Here is an 18,447-nt window from a genome sequence, read left to right as displayed (position 1 = left end):
CTGCGACTGGGGAGATTGATATTCCGTTACCATTTGGATCCCATATCTGTCTGGCTCGTGCGCGCGCTCGTTCGGCGTCACACCGGGCCATACCGTTGTTCGTGCTCACTCAGTTTCGCGACGGAACGATCATGTACCCATCCCGGATTTGTCGCCGGAATGTCCGCGCTCCCAGTTCTTCCTGTTCTTTGTTCCTGCTTTTTGTCGGCGGCTTTCTTCGGCCGCTTCGTATGTCATCGACATCCTGGGAAGAAACTTCAGTCGCATCGGTACATCTCTTTTGCTAGTCTACCGGCACATTTCAATCATCAACGCAATCATCGCCCAAATTTGTCATTTCTTCGTCCCACTTTGGGATATTTTTGGTTACAACTTTTATGGAACGTCCATCGGGTTAAACTGCTGAAATGCGAGTTCTCGACACCCCGCTGTCCAAGGTTAAACTGGTTCAACCCCAACTCTTCCGAGATAGTCGCGGTTGGTTTGCAGAAGTATTCAATCAGTCAACGTTCTCTGCTGTCGGCCTGTCTTCATGCTTTGTTCAGGACAACCAATCCTTCTCCACGCGGGGAGTGCTGCGCGGTCTTCACTACCAGCTCGGTAAGCCGCAGGGCAAGCTCGTGCGCGTTCTTTCAGGTCACATCTGGGACGTCGCCGTCGATCTTCGTCCGGGCTCGGCCGACTTCGGCAAATGGGCCGGGTTTTATCTGAAGCCCCTGACCGACGCGGGCGAGTTGCAGTTGCTCTGGATTCCGGAAGGCTTTGCGCACGGGTTTCTTGTTCTCTCCGAATCTGCTGAGGTGCTCTACAAGACCACAGACGTGTACTACCCCGGAGGGGAGCGAACCATCCTGTGGAACGATCCGACATTGAACATCGACTGGCCGCTAGGCGGAATCGAGCCGATGGTGAGCGCCAAAGACGCTCAGGGTTCTCTCTTCACTCAGGCGGAGTTACCTCCGGCGGAGTGAAGCTGGCAGAGAAGGGGCAACACGCGATCAGCGGCCCTCGTGTCTTTCGATGAAGAGATGTGGTGGTTGGTTGCGTGTTTTATGGATGGTCGCGGCGGCCATGTGGAAATCTATTCCTGCGCTGCACGTTTTCCACACTGCGACGAGTCGGACACTCAACCCTGCGCTATCAACCACCGTTCGACTTCGCCCAGCGCGGTCGCTTCCGTGTAACTCCCGCTGCATTCGCCAGTCTCTGTGCCGCGGATGAGGAATGCCTGGCGCAATCCGGCTGCATTGGCTGCGGCGATGTCGCTGCAACGATCGCCCACCATGACGGAATCCTCCAGTGAGATGCTGAACTCGCGCTCAGCACGCCGTAACATTCCCGTGCCCGGCTTGCGATCCTCATGATCGCGTTTGTATTGGCCGACACCATGCTCCGGGTGAAACGGACAATAGTACACCGCGTCAAGCTCGATGCCTTCAGCGCGGAGTGCGGCACACATCCACTCCATCAGGTGCTCGAAGTCAGCCTCCGAGTAGTAGCCGCGCGCGATGCCCGCCTGGTTAGTCACGACGATCAACCTGTAGCCAAGTCCTGCGGCCGTTCGGCACAGTGAATAGATGCCCTCAACAAACCGCACGTCCTCGGTGCGGTGCAGGTAGCCCACCTCTTCGTTGACTACGCCGTCGCGATCCAGGAACAACGCGCGTGTTCTCTTTTGGCCGCTCATAGCTCGGCCATCACTTTCCGTAGCGATTCGCGCCACTCCATCATGCGCCAGCCAAACCGCTCCGCCAGCTTGCCCGAGTCCATTCGCGAGTTGGCTGGCCGCTTCGCAGGTGTTGGATATTCGGCCGTCGTAATGGCCTCGATCGCGGCAAACCGCGTACTGGGCTCGTGCTTTTGAGCCAGCCGTACAGCCTCGCCTGCAAAGCCGTGCCAGGTCGTTTCGCCAGCACCCGATGCATGATAGATGCCGCCCATCGCAGCCAGTGCACCGGCGAGAGGGCCGCCCTTCGCTGACGCTTCGCACTTCGCTATGACGTGCGCCGTCATCGCGGCCAAGTCGCGGCTCCACGTTGGAGCGCCATACTGGTCGGCCACCACGCGCAATGTCTCGCGCTCTCGCGCCAGCCGCAGAATGGTCAGCAGGAAGTTCTTTCCGCGCGCGCCGTAGACCCAGCTTGTACGAAAGATCAGATGCGCCGCGCCGGTTGCGGCCAACGCCTGCTCGCCGGCCAGTTTGCTTGCGCCATACACGCTCACCGGATTAGTCGCATCTGTTTCTCTATAGGGATGCGCAGCCGTGCCGTCGAATACGTAGTCAGTCGAAAAGTGAACGACAGCCGCGTTAATGGTGTTTGCCTCTTCGCCGATCGCCTGGACGGCATCTCGATTGATCGCATACGCCAGCCCCGGCTCGCTCTCTGCCTTGTCAACCGCCGTGTATGCTGCCGGGTTGACAATCCATCGCGGACGTACGGAGCGAATCGTCCGTCGCACCGAGTCGGCATCCGCCAGATCCATCGCTTCGCGCTGCGGCGTCACAACCTCGCCCAACGGCGCGAGCAACCGCAGCAACTCTCCCCCAACCTGTCCGGTAGACCCGGAGAGAAGAATCTTCGCGCCGGGTGCCGCATCGGCCATCTAGTACACCGTCTCTTCGAGCAGGCGGAGCAGATACTGCCCATAGCCGTTCTTCGCTATCTTCTCTGCCATGCCACGCAACTGTTTTGCGTCAATGTACCCCAGACGATACACAATCTCCTCCGGGCAGGCGACCTTCAGCCCCTGCCGCTTTTCGATGGTCTGGATAAAGGTCGAAGCCTCGAGTAGCGAGTCGTGCGTGCCTGTATCGAGCCACGCCATGCCTCGGCCCAGCAACTGTGTGCGCAACTGGCCGCGCTCCAGATACCAGCGGTTCACGTCCGTAATTTCGAGTTCGCCGCGCGGCGAAGGCTTCAGTCCTTCAGCTACGCGAACTACCTGCGCATCGTAAAAATAAACGCCGGTCACCGCATAGCGCGACTTCGGCTTCAGGGGCTTCTCTTCAATCGAGATGGCGCGCCTGTTCTCATCGAACTCGACAACACCATATCGCTCCGGGTCGAGCACGGGATAGGCAAACACTGTCGCTCCCGGCCCGGCCACAGCGGCCTCGCGCAGCATGGGAGCAAGATCGTGGCCGTAAAAGATGTTGTCGCCCAACACAAGACAGCACCCCTCGCCGGCGAGGAACTCCCTGCCAATCAGAAACGCCTGCGCCAGCCCATCAGGCGAAGGCTGGACCGCATAGCTGAGTTGAATGCCCCATTGTTCGCCGGTGCCGAGCAGTTGGCTGAAGCGCGGCGTGTCCTCCGGGGTCGAGATCACAAGGATTTCGCGGATACCCGCCAGCAGCAGCACAGAGAGCGGGTAGTAGATCATCGGTTTGTCGTAGACGGGCAGCAGTTGTTTCGACACCGCGCGCGTCGCCGGATGCAGTCTTGTTCCCGAGCCTCCAGCAAGAATGATTCCCTTCATCGCGCGGCCTCCGCGGTGGCATGCGCCTTGCGTCCCGAGTAGTTCTGGGCAACCCACTGCTGATACGCCCCGCTGGTCACGTTCTCCACCCACCCAGAGTTTGCGAGATACCATTCGACCGTCTTGCGCAGCCCGGTCTCAAAGCTCTCCTGGGCGCGCCAGCCCAGCTCGCCTTCGAGCTTGCGCGCGTCGATGGCGTAGCGGCGGTCGTGCCCGGGACGGTCCGTCACGTACTGCACAAGTTCGATATGCGGCCTGAACTTTGACTGGGGCACCAGTTCATCGAGCAGAGCGCACAGCGTGCGGACCACCTCAAGATTGCTGCGCTGGTTGCCCCCGCCGACGTTGTAGGTCTCGCCCACACGACCGCGTTCGAGCACCGTGCGCAGCGCGCGGCAGTGATCGATGACATAGAGCCAGTCGCGCACCTGCTGGCCGTCGCCGTAGACCGGCAGAGGCTTGCCTTGCCGCGCATTCGCAATCATCAGCGGGATCAGCTTTTCAGGAAACTGGTACGGCCCATAGTTATTCGAGCAGTTGGTGATGATGGCCGGCAGTCCAAAGGTGTGGACCCACGCGCGCACAAGATGATCCGATGACGCCTTCGACGCTGCGTAGGGACTGTTCGGCGCGTAAGGGGTGTCTTCGTGGAACGCAGGGTCATCCGGTGCAAGCGTGCCGTAGACCTCATCGGTCGAGACATGCAGGAAGCGAAAGCCATCGCGCTCGCTTCCGGTCAGGGCATCGTAATACTCACGCGCGGCCTGGAGCAGCGTAAACGTGCCGTCGATGTTGGTCCGGAGGAATGCGTCCGGTCCGGAGATGGAACGGTCTACATGGCTTTCGGCGGCGAAGTGCACAATCGCTCGCGGTCTATGCTGCTGGAGCAGCCGAGCCACCAGCGCCCGGTCGCAGATGTCACCCTGCACAAACGTGTAGTCAGGACTCGCTTCAACCGAGGCAAGGTTCGCGGGATTGCCCGCATAGGTGAGCTTGTCGAGATTGACGACAGGCCCCAGACCGGCAGCCAGCCAGTCCAGAACGAAGTTTGAGCCAATGAATCCGGCGCCGCCCGTTACAAGAATGGGCGCGTGGTTGTCTGCAATTCCTGCGTTGTTCGATCTCATGTCGTTTTGTGGGCGGTCATCGTTGCGCGCCGCATGAGATACAGTCTATTGGCTAGCGCGATGCCAGTAAATCCACGCTAGACGGAGCGTTCCCGAATTGACACTCAACGAAGGTGTTATCGGCTCGCGGAGAGTCCTTTAGCCTTGGTCCTGACGGAATACAGCGATCCGCGTGCCAGAATGAACAATGTCTTGCCATCGCCGCCGCCAAAGACCAGATCGATGGGCCGGTCAGGCACGTTGATGGTGTCAATCAACCGCCCGGACGGGTTGTAGACGTATATCTCGCCGGCTGCAATGTAGACATTCCCGGCGGCATCCTGCGTTACGCTCTCACCACCCTGTTCGGCGAAGAGTTTCAAATTGGTGAGCGTGCCGTCCGGTGCGACGGAGGCGACGTAGGTCTTCTGCTCCGACTCGTCGCTGACATAAAAAGGCTTCCCGTGGACAACAGGCGTAAGACCAAAGGCGCGCAGCACGTCGGCCATCTTCGTGCCGTAGTAAAGCTCGCCGCGAACGAAGTCTTCGCCTGCCGGAATGAACGTCGTCCCGTCGGGTGAGACGTACTGATACGGTCTGGCGACGGGCACAGCCTTCAGGAAATCGTTCTCGTTGCGCCAATCGTTGTCCGGCAGAGCAGCCGTCATGCCAGGCCGCGCCTGCGCGGGCTCGGGCTTGAGCAGCGTGATCGAGTCGTCCTTCGCGTCCGGGTTGAAGCTGTACACCGTGCCGTCGCCGTCGTAGGAGACCACCATCAGGTCTCCGGCGCGGTCGAAGACAAGCTGCACCGGCGAGAGCGGGTTGTCGCGAACCAGCGAAAGCATCCGCGTCGCGGGAGACCAGCGATAGATGTGCTGCCAGTGCGCATCGACAAAGTAAAGCTGGCCCTGCCGATCGACGGCCGCGCCCGAGATGTTGAAGAAGCCGTCGCGCAGCTTCTCGACCGTTGCTCCTGCGGCCAGCTCAGGTGAAGTGTGCGCACTCTTCACGGCAATCGCAGCATCGGTGTCGATGGTGAGTGAAGCAAACTCACGATGACGCACCAGCACATCCACAGGCCGATTGATGACAACAGCGTTGTCGAACGAGACCTTGTTGTCGCCGTAGACATGGATATTGCGCAGGCGAACGTTCTTCGAGTTCGATACCTCAATCGCGCGAAGCCCCGGCTCGTAACTGCTGACGACGCGGTAGCTATGGTAGTTCGCAAGCGTAATATTGCTGGAGTTCCGAATCGAGAGCGGCAGGGCGAAGGCGCTCTCGCCGCGCTCTTCTTCGGTTTGCAACGCGTAGATCTGCCAGTTCGAAGCGTTATCCAGCTTCACTTCATTGCGCACGTGGTGCTCGCATGAGAGTTCGTAGATGCGCCCGCTGGTCGAGGTGTTCGAGATGTAGAGACCGGCTTCGGCGAAGGTGCTCGGCGTCCAGATGTCGGCAAACGTGCCGCCGCCTCCGTTGGTGATCCATAGGCTGGGATACTGACTGTCCCACTTGCGATTGATGTCCGAGTCTGCGGTGTGGGTGTTGTTGTAGATCGTGGCGAACGAGACGCCGGGGTAGTTGGTACCGTGACCACCGAGAAAGCGCACGTCGTTCATCATGGAGTTTGCGCCCGCCATCCACAACGCTCCCACGGCCCGGCTGTTGATGCCGTTGGTGTAGAGCCCGATGCCGGTCACGATGTTCGTTCCGCCGCGCGGAGCTTCGAGCAGAGGCTTCGGGCTGCCCGGTCCCTGGAAGCCCGGTGTATGGTCGGGCAGATCGAACTGCGTCGTGGTGGGGCTCAGACCAATCAGAACAGTGTCGGGCTTGAGCGCAATCGTGTCGGTGACGATGTAGTGGCCCGATGGAATATAGATGGTGCGGTGCTCCGCGATGGCCTTCTGGATCGCGGCGGTGTCGTCGGTGACGCCGTCGCCCTTCGCGCCCAGATCGTGCAAGTTGACCCAGGTGTCTTGCGCGGGAAGAAGCGGAATGTCTGAAGCGACCGGAGCAGGCATCGCGCTGAGGATGCTCGTCTCGTAGGTGGTCTTAATCTCCGGAGTTGCACCCACGCCCGCGTAGGTCAGGCCGTGCGTAAAGGTCTTGACTCGATAGAGAGTCCCGGCCCCGGCGACCTTCTTGCCGCTCTCGCGGAAGCTGGCGAAGGTGGGTACATGATGGCAGATGGCGTCCTCGAAGTTGATCTCGGTCCGCGCATTGTTCTCGTTGCTGATGACCACGGCAGGCCCGGAGATGTCCTCAAAGCCGCCATCCTTCACCCATAACTCATCCGCATAGCCTGCGTCGATCGAGATCGCCGTCGGCACATGCCTGAACTGGTTGCGCACCAGCGTCAAGCCTGCCTCATGTTCTTTGATGGCCGCCTGGCTTTGCCCTTCGAAGGTCGAATCAAGCAGCGTGAACTGCCATCCCGGCGAAGGCTTGCGTGTGATGATGCCGTACTGTCCGCCGTAGAAGTGCAGGTCTTCGGCCTCGTTGCCAACATCGTGCAACGCGGCAAGCCCGGAGCCGATGTGGAAGTCCATGTGTGCCAGATAACAATGCTGCGCCACGTGGAAGCGGATGCCAACCGCCGCCGGATTACCATCCTCGATCTCGAAGTCGATGTTGCTCATTGCCGAATAGAACGTACCGGGGTTTGCATCGGGAATGTTTGGATTCGGCGGAACGATGCCAGCGAGCGGCGTTACCGGACGGCGTCTGCGGAACGGAGCGGCGCCACTTCGCGGGCGACCGCCGGTGAACATTACCATGTAGCCGATGCCCATCTGGTAGCCGGGCGTATCCTTGCCCAACACGAAGACCGGCCGGTGTGCGCCGTAACCAATGACCCGAATGCCCGGCCATACGAAGATGGTTCGGCTGATGCGGTAGCGTCCTTCAGGGATGAAGACGATACCCTGTACGGTCGTCTCCTCGACGCGGTCGATGGCCTGCTGGATGGCGGCGCTGTCGTCGCCGATGCCGTCGCCATGCAGGCCGTCCGCGCCCGGAGTCAGGTAGACGGCCTGCGGGTCATTGGGGCGAAGCGTGTAGTAGGAAGCCCCGAACGTGGGAACAGCCGCGCATCCTGCGATCACTCCAGCTAACAGCAAGGTCAAATGTTTCCGCTTCATGCTTCGCCCCTTTTTCAGTTACCAGATATAAGTGCCAACCGCTCCCGCATTCAGCGAAGTGCTGAATGTCTTCTTGCCTGAACTCACGCTGAAGTTTGCAGGCGCGCTCCCCGTGTTGGCCACAATGAGCACCCTCTTCCCATCGTGCGTCTTGAACGCGACGTTCGGCAGCCCGTCAGGAACACTCGACCCGATGCGCACCGAGCCGGGGCGCACAAACTTCGATGCCTGCGCAATGGTGTAGTAGGCAAGATGGCGGGTGACGTTGTCGCCATCCAGCGTGATTGCGCCCTGGCAGCGCGTGCAACCGCCGTCGTTGGTGTGCGGGCCGTATTGAGGATCAGCAGCAAGATTCCACAGCAGCACGTTCTTGCTCCAGTTGCGCGTTGCTCCGATGACGACCCATGCCTCAGGCTTGGCTACATCCATCCCATCGCTCAGATCAGTGATGGACTGTTCGGTGAAGTAGAGATTCTTGTTCGGGAAGGCGTTATGCACCTCAGTCAGCGCCTCAATTTTGCCGCCGTAGAGATGAAACCCCGAGCCATCGACGTACTTGGCCGCAGCCGGGTCTTTCAGTATCGAGAGCGGATAGGCAGGATGGTCGCAGTTGTGGTCGTAGAGCACGATCTTGGTCTTGATCCCGGCCTTTGCGAAGGCTGGCCCGAGGTCGTTGGCGATGAAGTCCGCCTGCTCGGGCGCAAGCATCAACATGCTCGGCGTGTTCTTCTCGTTCAGCGGCTCATTCTGAATCGTCAGTGTATCGATGTCGATGCCATGCGCCTTCATGCCTTCGATGTACTTCACGAAGTACGTCGCATAGGAGCCGAAGTACTCAGGCAGCAGCACGCCGGCCTTCGCGCGATCGGTCGTCTTCATCCACGGCGGAGCAGACCAGGGCGACGCAAGAATTTTGATCGAAGGATCGACCTTCAATATCTCCTGCAACACAGGAATGACCGTGGTTGCATCGGGGCCGAAGTTGAACTTTTCAATCTTCGGGTCCGTCTCGCCCGGAGGAAGATCGTCGTAGGAAAAGGCGTGGTCATTCATGTCCGATGAGCCGATGCTCACCCGCAGATAGCTCACGCCGATGCTCTGGCCATCGGTCGAGAACAGTTCATGGATGAGTGCCGCGCGCTTCTCCGGGCTCATCTTCATCATCAACTCCGCGCTTCCGCCGGTCAGCGCGAACCCGAAGCCGTCGATGGTCTGGTAGGTCTGTTTCTCATCGACATCGATGACCGGCCCGGTCGCAGCGGTCTTCGTCAACTCCGGATGCGTCGGCTGCAACTGCAGCAGTGCCGACTTGTCCGGCGTCGTCAGCCACACGGAGACGTCTTTTTGGGCAAAGAGCGAAGCTGGCGCTATCGTAAGCGCAGCGAGTAATAACGACGTTGCGGCTCTGTAAGTCATAATTCCCCCTGGTTCATCGTTTGTTTATCGGTCGTTCGTATTGCGAAGAATGGGTGCCGTCCTTAGGGAAGGACTGTGAAGATCGCGTGGTCCTTTGCCGTCGAGTCGGTGCCAATCCAAAGGTCAAACATTCCCGGCTCAATCGACCATCGATGCGTTGCCTCGCTCCAGAAGCCAAGGTCCTTCGTGTTGAGCGTCAGGGTCACGGTGCGCTGCTCGCCGGGTTTAACGCTGACGCGCTCGAAGCCCTTCAGCTCGCGCGCCGGGCGCGATGCCGAACCCGACCGCTGATGCGTATAAAGCTGCACGACTTCGTCGCCTGCAACCGAGCCAACGTTCGCCACATCGACCGACACCTTCAGCGAGCCGCCCGACTTCACCGATGGCGCGCTCACCTTCAGGTTGCTCAACCGGAAGCTCGTGTAGCTCAGCCCATAGCCGAAGGGATAGAGCGGGGCGCTCAACCCGTCCCAGTACATGGCATCGCGGTCGTTCGGAATCTGTGTCAGGTTGTGCGCATAGAAGATCGGCACCTGTCCCACGCTGCGCGGCCACGTTACCGGCAGTTTGCCGCCGGGATTGGCATCGCCCGCGAGCAGCGCGGCGACCGCGTTGCCGCCCTCCGTCCCCGGATACCATGCATCCAGGATCGCCGGCACATGCGTCGAGGCCCACGTAATGTTTAGAGGTCGCGCGTTCAGGAGCACCAGCACAACCGGCTTGCCGGTGGCGACCGCAGCCTCCAGCAGCTGCTCCTGCTTGCCGGGCAGTGTCAGCGACAGCCGCGACGCGCGCTCGCCGCTCATGTTCTGCGCTTCGCCGAGTACCAGCACTGAGACGTCCGCCTGCTTCACCAGGTCGATGGCGTGGTTGAACTCCGCCTCGCGTTCGGCGTCAGTCTTCAACTCAGGATCAGGACTGGGAAACTGCGAGTCAAAGATCGACGGCTGGCCGCGCTCGATCTCGACGCCCTTCGTCGAAGTAATTGTCGCTGTCGAGCCGAAGCGGTTGCGGATGCCTTGAAGCACCGTCACGGTTGCCGCCGTGTCTCCTGCCAGGCTCCACGATCCCATCGTGTCCGGCTTCGAGTCCGCCAGCGGCCCGATCACCGCAATCGACTTCACCGACTTTGCCAGCGGCAGCAGATTGTTTTCGTTGCGCAAGAGCACCGCCGTTCGCTCGGCAGCTACCTTCGACGCCTCATGCTGTGCCGCCGAGCCTTCCTCCTCGTTCACACGAGCAAGATCGACATACGGATGCTGGAACAGGCCCAGCCGGTACTTCATCATCAGGATGCGGCGCACCGCCTCGTCAATTGTGGACTCCTTGACAAGCCCTTTCTTCACCGCGTCTGCCAGATGATCGCGCATGACATGGCTGGTCATTTCCATGTCTACGCCGGCATTGGCTGCGCGCGCGGCGGCGTCCTCCGGCCCCGAAGCAAAGCCATGCGTGGTCAGGTTCAGCACGGAGTCCCAATCGCTCACCACAAAGCCGTCAAACTTCCACTTGTCGCGCAGTACGTCCCGCAGCAGAAACGTGTTGCCCGTGGCGGGCACACCGTTCAGGTCCATGTATGCCGACATCACCGAACCGGCGCCTGCGTCCACTGCAGCCTTGAACGGCGGCAGATACACATTCCACAACTCGTTGTCCGAGATCTCCACCGAGTCATAGTCGCGCCCGCCCTCGGCCGCCCCATAACCGGCAAAGTGCTTCACGCAGGCCAGAATGTGGTCAGGACTGCCAATCGTCGCACCTTGAAAGCCGCGCACCTGTGCTTCGGCCATGCGCGAACCCAGATAGGGGTCCTCGCCTGCGCCCTCCAGAATGCGTCCCCATCGCGCGTCTCGCGCAATATCCACCATCGGCGCAAACGTCCAGTTGACGCCCACCGCGCTGGCCTCACGCGCGGCCATGCTTTGCGTGCGCTCCACATCCGCCGGATCCCACGAAGCGGCCAGTGCCAGCGGGATGGGATAAATCGTGCGGAACCCGTGAATGACATCGAAGCCGAAGATCAGCGGAATATGGTTCGGCCCATGTTCGACGGCCAGGTGTTGCAGCCGGTTGATCTCCTTCGCGTCGGTGATGAAGAGAAACGATCCGACCTGCCCTTTCAGAATCCTCTCGTCCGGCGAGACGTCCCATTGCTGGTTCAGCGGAATCTGGCTCATCTGGCCCAGCTTTTCCTCAAGCGTCATCTGGCCTAGAAGATGATCGACAAACTGTTCTGCCTTCGCGCCCTGGGGCGTGCTCTCATACGCCGGGTTTGCCGCCAGAGACGCCGGGGCCGGCCCGCATACGAGAGTAAGTGCCAGGCCGCAGGTGGCCAGCGAAGTGCCCAGGGAGCGCAATAGAAAACGGGAGTGCATCGAAAACTCCATCACAATCGTCAGCTTTTCGGTCAGCGTGTTCAGACACAACACGGGAGGCTCCATCGAGGGCTATCGGGGCGCTTCACGTGTCGCAGTCGCGCACCAAGTTTAGACAAACGTTTGTCTTTTGTCCATTAGGAATCTTCCCGGCTGGGGATCCCATGGAAAATTCGCGTGCCGCGCAAAAACTTTCCCGGCTTTCGGCCCGGTTGTTGATACTGTTAAAGCCAGCTCTTCATTGGCTTTTGAAGCCGGTTTCAGTGATGCCGAAAGCGACCCCTCCGTCTCCACATTCCGGACGCCACGCCAGCCTCAAGATGCTGGCCGAGTACCTGGGCCTCAGCCCGTCGACTATCTCGTTTGTTCTCAATGAGACACCTGGCCGCTCTATCCCGGAGTCCACGCGCGCCCGCGTCAAAGCCGCAGCCGCCAAATTCAACTATCAGCCCAGCATGATTGCCCGCACGCTTCAGGGCAAGCGCATGAGGACCATCGGCGTCCTGTTGCCGGTGCTCGGCGAAGGCTATCACTCGCAGGTGCTCTCCGGCGTGGGCGACCTGCTCATGCGCGAAGGCTACTTCTACTTCACCGTCCACCACCGTCATAAAAAGGAGCTGATCTCGGACTACCCGAACCTGCTCCGCACGCGCGGCGTCGATGGCATCCTCGCCATCGACACCCATCTCTACGCGCCGCTCCCGCTGCCCGCCGTTCTCGTCGCCGGCCACACGGAGCTGCCCGGCATCACCAACGTTGTGCTTGACCACCGCAAAGCGGCGCACCTCGCGCTCCACCATCTGTACCAGCTCGGCCACCGCAAGATCGCCTTCATCCAGGGTCAGCCCTTCAGCTCCGACTCCGACGTCCGTTGGACCGCCACCCGCGAAGCTGCCCAGGAGCTTGGCATCGAGATCCACGAAGACCTCACCGTCCATCTCTCCATCGACTCGACCTCGCCCGAGATCAGCTACCCCGGCATCCGCAAGCTCATCCAGAGCCGTCGCCCCTTCACCGCCGTCTGCTGCTTCAATGACGTCTCAGCCATGGGCAGCATCCGCGCCTTGCACGAGGCCGGCCTGCACGTGCCCGGCGACGTATCCATCCTCGGCTTCGACGACATCCAATCTGCCGCCTACCAGGTCCCCAGCCTGTCCACCATCCGCCAGCCGTTGCGCAAGATGGGCAGCACCGCCGCCGAGATGCTGCTGAAGAAGCTGGCCGACGAAAGCACGCCGGACATGATTCAGGTCGAGCCCGAGCTGGTCGTCCGCGAGTCCACTGCGGCGCCTCGCGGAACGCGCAAAGCTACGAAAAAGTAGCTCACCCGGCCGCTCACTCTTCGTCGAGCAGCTCGACACCGTATCGCTGGCCCACCTCATGGAGCAGCTTCGTGTCAGGAGGCGTGTGTTTGGTCGGATGGGTGCTCGCGGTGGGCATCCCCAGCTCCAGAAAGTAACCCTCCATCGAACCGGGCGCGATCGTCGTCTGCACGCTCGATGCGGTCTTCGAGACATTCCGCAGGCCGTGAGGAACATGCGGCGGAATATGGACCATATCGCCGGCGGAGGCCCGAAAAACGGTCGTCTTGCCGTCGCGGACAGCGTGAAACTCGAACTCGCCGTCAAGCACCTGGAAGGTTTCAGGCGCTGCATGGACGTGCATTTGGAGCTTTGCGCGTCCGGGCGGAACAATGGTCTCGATCACGGCATACGCGCCGTCGGTCTCGACGCTGCGAACCTGAAAGGTGACAAGCGATCCGAAGACATCGAGCGTCAGATTGCCTTCTGGGTTGGCCGGATTGTGCTCAGGCTGGCCGGGGGAGGTAGGCGGCATCCGAGGGGTCCCTTCGTGTGAGCGTAAGTGCCTCTATAAGAGTGTGGTACGAACCAGATGCGTTGTCCAGAAGGGAGGAGGAAATGGGCCGTGCCTTTTGGAACTCGTGTGTAGAATGGTGCCGTCCTTAAATTGAGTCCGAGGAAGCCTGATGAAAACGCTTAGCTTCGTTTTGGTTGCGGGTTTACTGGTTTTGTCTGCCGTTGGCTGTGGCGGAGGAGCTTCGCCTTCCACGCCCGTTGCGCCTTTGTGCAAACCGTCAGCCCAGGCGGAGTTCGCCTATGTGTTGAGCGGATACGCTGTCTCGATGTACTCCATCGATTCCTGCACCGGCGCTCTCAAGGCAACGTCCCCAGCCACGATTGCGACGGGTTCCACGCAGAACGAGCCGCGGCCCGAGCAGATCGTGGCTGACCCCCTCGGCAGGTTTGCCTATGTGGCGAACCTGGTCTCGAACGCATCCGACAAAGCCACCATCTCGATGTACACCATCGATTCCAGCACCGGAGTCTTGACGCCCACGTCGCCCGCCACGGTTGCGACCGGGTTTTTTCCGCAGGGGATTGCAGTCGATCCTTCCGGCAGATTTGTCTATACCGCCAATAGTGACGACAACTCAGTTTCGATGTTCAGGGTCGATCAGGTCACCGGTTTGCTGACCCCGACTTCGCCGGCCACAGTCGCCGCTGGTTGGTCGCCAAGCGGTGTGACAATCCATCCCTCGGGCAAGTTTGCCTATGTCACCAACGAGGACGACAGCACGGTTTCGATGTATACGATTGATCCAGACACCGGAGTCCTGACTCCAATGAAGCCCGCAAGCGTGGCTACCGCAGGTTCTCCTTTTGGAATCGCTATATCTCCTTCAGGCAAATTTGCTTATGTGCCCGGTACGTACTCCGCTGACAACAGGGTCTCAGAGTACACGATTGACCAGACGACCGGCGTGCTGACCCCCACTTCACAGAATTTTGTAATTGCAGGCACTGAGCCGACGGCAGTTGCGGTGGACCCATCCAGCAGCTTTGTGTATGTGGCCAATCGAAAAGACAACACCGTTTCGATGTTCAAGATTAATCCCGTTACCGGAGAACTCACTGCGAATGGGACAATCGCAACCGGGGATGAGCCATTCCGCATTACCTTCGACCCTTCCGGCAAGTACATGTATGTGGCAGACGAAAACAGTGCTGCCGCCGTCTTCACCGTCAATGCCGAGGGCACCCTGACTCCGGCCCCACCACAGTTGACCGGAACTACTGCCCTATCCATTGCAACGACGGCGGCTAAGCGGTAGCCGGAGGTCGTCGGGACTGCGAACAAACCAGGCGGAATGTGATAGCTTCAGCGGCAGGAGATTGGTGGAATGGCTTACAGCGAGAGTTACGAGTGTGATGTTTGCGGCGATCAGAAACGGGAAGAAGGAGACTGGTGGCTTGCCTGGGTGGATTGCTTCGAGGGTGCACGACCGGAGGACAACCAGCCGCTGATCAAGCTGACGCGCTGGCAGGCCCAGCAGGCCCACACCCCAGGCGTCAAACACCTGTGCGGCGCACGTTGCGCAGGTACCCTGCTCGACCGCTGGATGACCGAGCAGCACGCCGACCCTGACGCTCACTGCGAGACGAAGTAAAGCAGGGATCAGGGAATAGGACATCTCCCTTTTGCATTTCCATTCCGCACCCTGAGCGAAGCCGAGGGGGAGGAATCTGCTTTCCCAACCAGTTACGAATGCCCGGGTGGGAATGTGCAAACTCCGTCCGTTGTTTGTTCTTTTGCACTATTTTTGCTTGCCGGATGGTGCGGGCTGTGTGCCGGAGCTATCCGGAGCCTTGTTGTCCGTGATGTCCTTGCCGTCGTAGATGATGCGGGCGCTGGTATGGAACTGCTTGTAGTCGGTGTACTTCACGGTCGAGCGCAGATGCACGTCTCCGCCGCCCTCCATTCCGAAGTGAAGCTCGCCTTCCGCCTTGGTGTAGATGGGGAACCAGTATTTGCCGTCCACCTGCCCGTAGTAGGTGGTGAAGGGCGGTGAGAGGTCTTCGTGACCCCGGCGCAGGTCGTCGGGGACGTTCTTGCCGTTGACCAGCACAATCATCAGGTCCTGCTGGTCCACCCAGACGCGGCCCTGGAAGTAACGTTTGTTCTTTTCGATGACTTTAGGCTTGGCGTCGAAGACGTAGGTGTTCAGCTCATCGACATGCTGGCGGCCCACGTAGGTAATGTCGTACTCAGGCAGGTCGGCGGTGGTCAGGATGAAGGGCAGCCGGTGCTCGATGTCCTGCATGTCGGCTGGCGACATACTCACGCGCTGGAGCGTGTTTTGCGGTGCGAAGACGACGTGTTCGGTCTGCTTGCCGTCGGTGCCGAAGACGATGTCCGTGACCTCGTAATACTCGCCGTCCACCTTGTTGGTGTCGTCGTTGATGGTGTCCACCTTCACCGAACGGCGCCAGGTGTAGTTGCGGCGGGCTGCGTCGAAGATGGTCTCCTGCGCGGCGAACTTGTCGATAATCTGCTGCGGAGTCATGCCGGTGGGCGGCGCAGGGTCGATGGGGCCGAAGCCTTCCTGGGCGCGGGCGTATGGATTTGCGACAGTGGTGAGCACCAGAAGCAGGCAGGCCGATAGCAGGAAGAGACCGGTCAGGCCGGTCGCGGTTGAGGCCCGTCGAGTGAAGAAAATTTTCATTGCATCGAACTCCGTAGGGACGCGGTAAGCGATTCTGCCGGCCGCCGCATCCTACCTAAGAATAGACGCGATTTTTGGAGGTTTGGTGATGTGGGCTGGATTGTCTCTGGCCGCCGGTCTGGTTGCCGGGTTGGCGGCGCGGCACTGGGTGTGGCTGGCGACGGCGTCTGGTCTCGTCGGCTGGGTCATGGTGCTCAGGCGAGAGGTGCGAGTGCGGGAGATCGAGCGGCGGCGCGTCCTGAAGGCCAGGGAGGAGCTGGAAGCATATACACAACTGGATACGCGCGTTCCGAGCGATGGAGGCATCGGCGAACTGGCCAGGCAGGTGAGCTGGATCATCGCTGAAAAGAGTGCTTTTCCCCGCGCCGCCATGCTGGTTCGGGACTCCAGCGGAAGGCTGACGGTCTCTGGGAGCAGGGGGCTGGACGAGCAGATGATTGAGGCGCTGGAGGCGTGGTGCGGAGCGGTCATGGAGGCCGAGCGCACCTGCGCAGCCAATGCCCGGCGCGGCGACGGCGGGCTGGGTATGCGGTTGACGCTCAAGAGCTTCGCGGTGGTTCTGGGCAAGGAACAGACCGGCGTGGGCGTCGGGCGGGCGGTTGTGACTCCGCTGTGGACTTCGACCGGGAGGATGCTCGGGGCGCTGGTGGTCTGCGCTGACGGAGTGATGAGGGTCCGTCGGAGCGTGGTGGCCGAGGCACTGGCGGGCATCGAGGCACTGGCGGCCAAGGTGGGCCGGTCGATGGAGAACGCTGCTCTGGCCGAGCGGCTCTTGAAGGCAGAGAAGCTGGCCGGGCTGGGGCTGCTGGCCGGAGGCGTGGCTCACGCGCTAAGCAATCCGCTGACTGCGGTGCTGGGCTTTGCGGAGTTGATTGCGCATACGACGACCGAGCCTCGGGTCCATGAGGATGCAGAGACCATCGCGCGAGAGGCGCGGCGGATGCGCGAGACGGTCGCCAGCCTGGCAAGCTACTGCCAGCCCGCGGCAGAGTGCGGCGAGATGGTTGAGGTTGCCGCGCTGGTGCGGGAACTGACCTCGGCCTGCGCGGGCACACTCGAAACGCGCGGCATCCGGCTGGTGCTTGAGGCTGGTGAGCGCGCGCCGGCTGTGCGCGGAAACCGCGAGCGGCTCCGCCAGGTGATGGAGCATCTGCTGAACAACGCAGCCGAAGCTGTGGGCGCGGCGCGCGAGATGGGCGTGGCCACTCCGCTGGACGGCGACGGCGAGGCGCACGCAATCCGGGTGACGGTGAGCCACGACGATCAGACGCTGCACCTGATTGTCAGCGACACCGGGCCGGGCTTCCGCGAGCCGGAGCGCGTCTTCGACCCGTTCTACGCGGGGGGCGAACCGGGCGACGGGCCGGGGATCGGGCTCAGCGTCTGCCACGGCATTGTGCGCGAGCACGGCGGGGAGATTAGCGCCTTCAACCTGCATCCGCACGGAGCCGCTGTGATGGTGGAGCTGCCGGTGGAACGCGCGGCTGGGATGGCGCGAGAGGTGGCGTAAGACAAGGATCAGGAATCGGGGATCAGGGAGCTTTGGTCTTCGATGCCTGTTTCGTCTACCTCGATGTTCCACTCGCGCAGGACTTTGTAGATTGCTCCGGCAGAAAAGCCTGCGCGGAGCAGGCGTCCCATGACACGGGAGGTTTCTTTCTGGGCGCTCTCGCCTTCCGGCTTGCGGATACGCTTGCGGGCGATGTACTCGCGGGCGAGTGCGGCTTCATCGACGTCTTCGTAGGCGGTCTCCAGCGTTTTGGTAATGAGGTCGCGGTGGACGCCCTTCTGCATCAGATCCTGCTGGACGCGGCGGCGGCCGAACTTTTCGTTGTCCTTGCGGAGGCGGGTGTAGTCGGCTGCGAAGCGGGCGTCGCTGAGGTAGTTCAGTTCTTTGAGCCGGGCGACGACGCGGTCCATTGCCTGCTCGCCCCGGTCGCCTTCTTCAGCGCGGGTCTTCATCAGACGCTTCAGGTCGCGGACGGTGCGCATCTTGCGTGCGAGGGCGGCGACGGCGTACTCGAACAGGGCAGCTTCGCTGAGCGGTCCGCGCTTCTTTGGCTTGGCGAATGGCATCCTGCTCCTGATGAATCGTCTTTGGTGGCCTGAATGGGGAGTACCCCCCTCCCCCTACTTAATGCCTAAAGTCCTTCAAACATTGGACTTAGGTTCGGACTATTCTTCGATCATCCCGTAAAGTATTCATTATAAACGGATATTTTCGTAAAGTACTGGTTCTAAAGGGGAAACCCGGTGGGTTCACCGGGTCTTCCTGATTTTCTACCTGTTTCTATGGTAGCAAATGAGGCAAAACTGGCCCGCCATCCGGGCGAGGCGTGGATGTGGTTTCGTATGTGTGAGATGCGGGCGATGCGGAAGAGAACACTCCTTGACAGGTGAGAAAT

At 60.8% G+C, this 18,447-nt stretch carries 15 protein-coding genes; 5 read left to right on the top strand and 10 right to left on the bottom strand.

Annotated features, from left to right (window positions below; all coding sequences use genetic code 11):
- Nucleotides 1–407 precede the first annotated feature (407 nt).
- Nucleotides 408–971: a dTDP-4-dehydrorhamnose 3,5-epimerase gene (gene rfbC, locus VFU66_RS02270; RefSeq protein ID WP_326444609.1), complete on the top strand. Its 564-nt coding sequence runs from the start codon at nt 408–410 to the stop codon at nt 969–971.
- A gap of 155 nt (nt 972–1,126) precedes the next feature.
- Here rfbC and VFU66_RS02265 read toward each other — a convergent pair whose 3' ends face one another.
- From VFU66_RS02265 to bglX, 7 genes are all read right to left on the bottom strand, one after another.
- On the bottom strand, nt 1,127–1,660 hold the full coding sequence (locus VFU66_RS02265; protein WP_326444608.1) for a D-glycero-alpha-D-manno-heptose-1,7-bisphosphate 7-phosphatase: 534 nt from the start codon (nt 1,658–1,660) through the stop codon (nt 1,127–1,129).
- A 23-nt stretch (nt 1,661–1,683) separates the two neighbouring features.
- A complete protein-coding gene (rfbD, locus tag VFU66_RS02260; RefSeq protein WP_326444607.1) occupies nt 1,684–2,604 on the bottom strand; it encodes a dTDP-4-dehydrorhamnose reductase in 921 nt (306 codons plus the stop codon).
- Nucleotides 2,605–3,480, bottom strand: a complete 876-nt coding sequence (rfbA, locus tag VFU66_RS02255) for a glucose-1-phosphate thymidylyltransferase RfbA (RefSeq protein ID WP_326444606.1) — start codon at nt 3,478–3,480, stop codon at nt 2,605–2,607.
- Nucleotides 3,477–4,607, bottom strand: a complete 1,131-nt coding sequence (rfbB, locus tag VFU66_RS02250; protein WP_326444605.1) for a dTDP-glucose 4,6-dehydratase — start codon at nt 4,605–4,607, stop codon at nt 3,477–3,479. Before rfbB ends, rfbA begins: the two co-directional genes overlap by 4 nt.
- Before the next feature lie 116 nt (nt 4,608–4,723).
- Nucleotides 4,724–7,726 carry a glycosyl hydrolase family 28-related protein gene (locus VFU66_RS02245; protein WP_326444604.1) on the bottom strand — a complete coding sequence of 1,001 codons (3,003 nt, stop codon included), beginning with the start codon at nt 7,724–7,726 and terminating at the stop codon, nt 4,724–4,726.
- Nucleotides 7,727–7,744: 18 nt separating this feature from the next.
- On the bottom strand, nt 7,745–9,142 hold the full coding sequence (locus VFU66_RS02240) for a glycoside hydrolase family 30 protein (protein ID WP_326444603.1): 1,398 nt from the start codon (nt 9,140–9,142) through the stop codon (nt 7,745–7,747).
- A 62-nt stretch (nt 9,143–9,204) separates the two neighbouring features.
- Nucleotides 9,205–11,571: a beta-glucosidase BglX gene (bglX, locus tag VFU66_RS02235; RefSeq protein WP_326444602.1), complete on the bottom strand. Its 2,367-nt coding sequence runs from the start codon at nt 11,569–11,571 to the stop codon at nt 9,205–9,207.
- A gap of 212 nt (nt 11,572–11,783) precedes the next feature.
- On the opposite strand from bglX, the gene VFU66_RS02230 reads away from it, so the two are divergent.
- A complete protein-coding gene (locus VFU66_RS02230) occupies nt 11,784–12,839 on the top strand; it encodes a LacI family DNA-binding transcriptional regulator (protein WP_326444601.1) in 1,056 nt (351 codons plus the stop codon).
- A 13-nt stretch (nt 12,840–12,852) separates the two neighbouring features.
- On the opposite strand, the gene VFU66_RS02225 is transcribed toward VFU66_RS02230, so the two are convergent.
- Complete coding sequence (locus VFU66_RS02225) at nt 12,853–13,353, bottom strand: cupin domain-containing protein (RefSeq protein ID WP_326444600.1); 501 nt, start codon at nt 13,351–13,353, stop codon at nt 12,853–12,855.
- A gap of 151 nt (nt 13,354–13,504) precedes the next feature.
- Between VFU66_RS02225 and VFU66_RS02220 the strand changes: the two genes are divergently transcribed.
- Nucleotides 13,505–14,650 (top strand): lactonase family protein, encoded by a 1,146-nt coding sequence (locus tag VFU66_RS02220; protein WP_326444599.1) that lies wholly within the window; start codon nt 13,505–13,507, stop codon nt 14,648–14,650.
- A 69-nt stretch (nt 14,651–14,719) separates the two neighbouring features.
- Nucleotides 14,720–14,986: a hypothetical protein gene (locus VFU66_RS02215; RefSeq protein WP_326444598.1), complete on the top strand. Its 267-nt coding sequence runs from the start codon at nt 14,720–14,722 to the stop codon at nt 14,984–14,986.
- 147 nt (nt 14,987–15,133) lie between these two features.
- On the opposite strand, the gene VFU66_RS02210 is transcribed toward VFU66_RS02215, so the two are convergent.
- Nucleotides 15,134–16,042 carry a hypothetical protein gene (locus VFU66_RS02210; protein WP_326444597.1) on the bottom strand — a complete coding sequence of 303 codons (909 nt, stop codon included), beginning with the start codon at nt 16,040–16,042 and terminating at the stop codon, nt 15,134–15,136.
- Between the two features lie 88 nt (nt 16,043–16,130).
- Between VFU66_RS02210 and VFU66_RS02205 the strand changes: the two genes are divergently transcribed.
- Nucleotides 16,131–17,552 carry a sensor histidine kinase gene (locus VFU66_RS02205; RefSeq protein ID WP_326444596.1) on the top strand — a complete coding sequence of 474 codons (1,422 nt, stop codon included), beginning with the start codon at nt 16,131–16,133 and terminating at the stop codon, nt 17,550–17,552.
- A gap of 8 nt (nt 17,553–17,560) precedes the next feature.
- Here VFU66_RS02205 and VFU66_RS02200 read toward each other — a convergent pair whose 3' ends face one another.
- Entirely contained in the window at nt 17,561–18,118 is a 558-nt protein-coding gene (locus VFU66_RS02200; RefSeq protein ID WP_326444595.1) for a regulatory protein RecX, read from the bottom strand.
- Nucleotides 18,119–18,447: the final 329 nt, after the last annotated feature.

Source organism: Edaphobacter sp. (genome assembly GCF_035763405.1).
Classification (GTDB): Bacteria; Acidobacteriota; Terriglobia; order Terriglobales; family Acidobacteriaceae; genus Edaphobacter.
Note: the sequence above shows the minus strand (reverse complement) of the source record. Positions and strands in the feature narration are given on the sequence as shown.

Coding starts and splice junctions, on each gene's coding strand:
- rfbC (WP_326444609.1), top strand. CDS start 408: ATGCGAGTTCTCGACACCCCGCTGTCCAAGGTTAAACTGGTTCAACCC.
- rfbD (WP_326444607.1), bottom strand. CDS start 2,604: ATGGCCGATGCGGCACCCGGCGCGAAGATTCTTCTCTCCGGGTCTACC.
- rfbA (WP_326444606.1), bottom strand. CDS start 3,480: ATGAAGGGAATCATTCTTGCTGGAGGCTCGGGAACAAGACTGCATCCG.
- rfbB (WP_326444605.1), bottom strand. CDS start 4,607: ATGAGATCGAACAACGCAGGAATTGCAGACAACCACGCGCCCATTCTT.
- VFU66_RS02245 (WP_326444604.1), bottom strand. CDS start 7,726: ATGAAGCGGAAACATTTGACCTTGCTGTTAGCTGGAGTGATCGCAGGA.
- VFU66_RS02240 (WP_326444603.1), bottom strand. CDS start 9,142: ATGACTTACAGAGCCGCAACGTCGTTATTACTCGCTGCGCTTACGATA.
- VFU66_RS02230 (WP_326444601.1), top strand. CDS start 11,784: ATGCCGAAAGCGACCCCTCCGTCTCCACATTCCGGACGCCACGCCAGC.
- VFU66_RS02225 (WP_326444600.1), bottom strand. CDS start 13,353: ATGCCGCCTACCTCCCCCGGCCAGCCTGAGCACAATCCGGCCAACCCA.
- VFU66_RS02220 (WP_326444599.1), top strand. CDS start 13,505: ATGAAAACGCTTAGCTTCGTTTTGGTTGCGGGTTTACTGGTTTTGTCT.
- VFU66_RS02215 (WP_326444598.1), top strand. CDS start 14,720: ATGGCTTACAGCGAGAGTTACGAGTGTGATGTTTGCGGCGATCAGAAA.
- VFU66_RS02210 (WP_326444597.1), bottom strand. CDS start 16,042: ATGAAAATTTTCTTCACTCGACGGGCCTCAACCGCGACCGGCCTGACC.
- VFU66_RS02205 (WP_326444596.1), top strand. CDS start 16,131: ATGTGGGCTGGATTGTCTCTGGCCGCCGGTCTGGTTGCCGGGTTGGCG.
- VFU66_RS02200 (WP_326444595.1), bottom strand. CDS start 18,118: ATGCCATTCGCCAAGCCAAAGAAGCGCGGACCGCTCAGCGAAGCTGCC.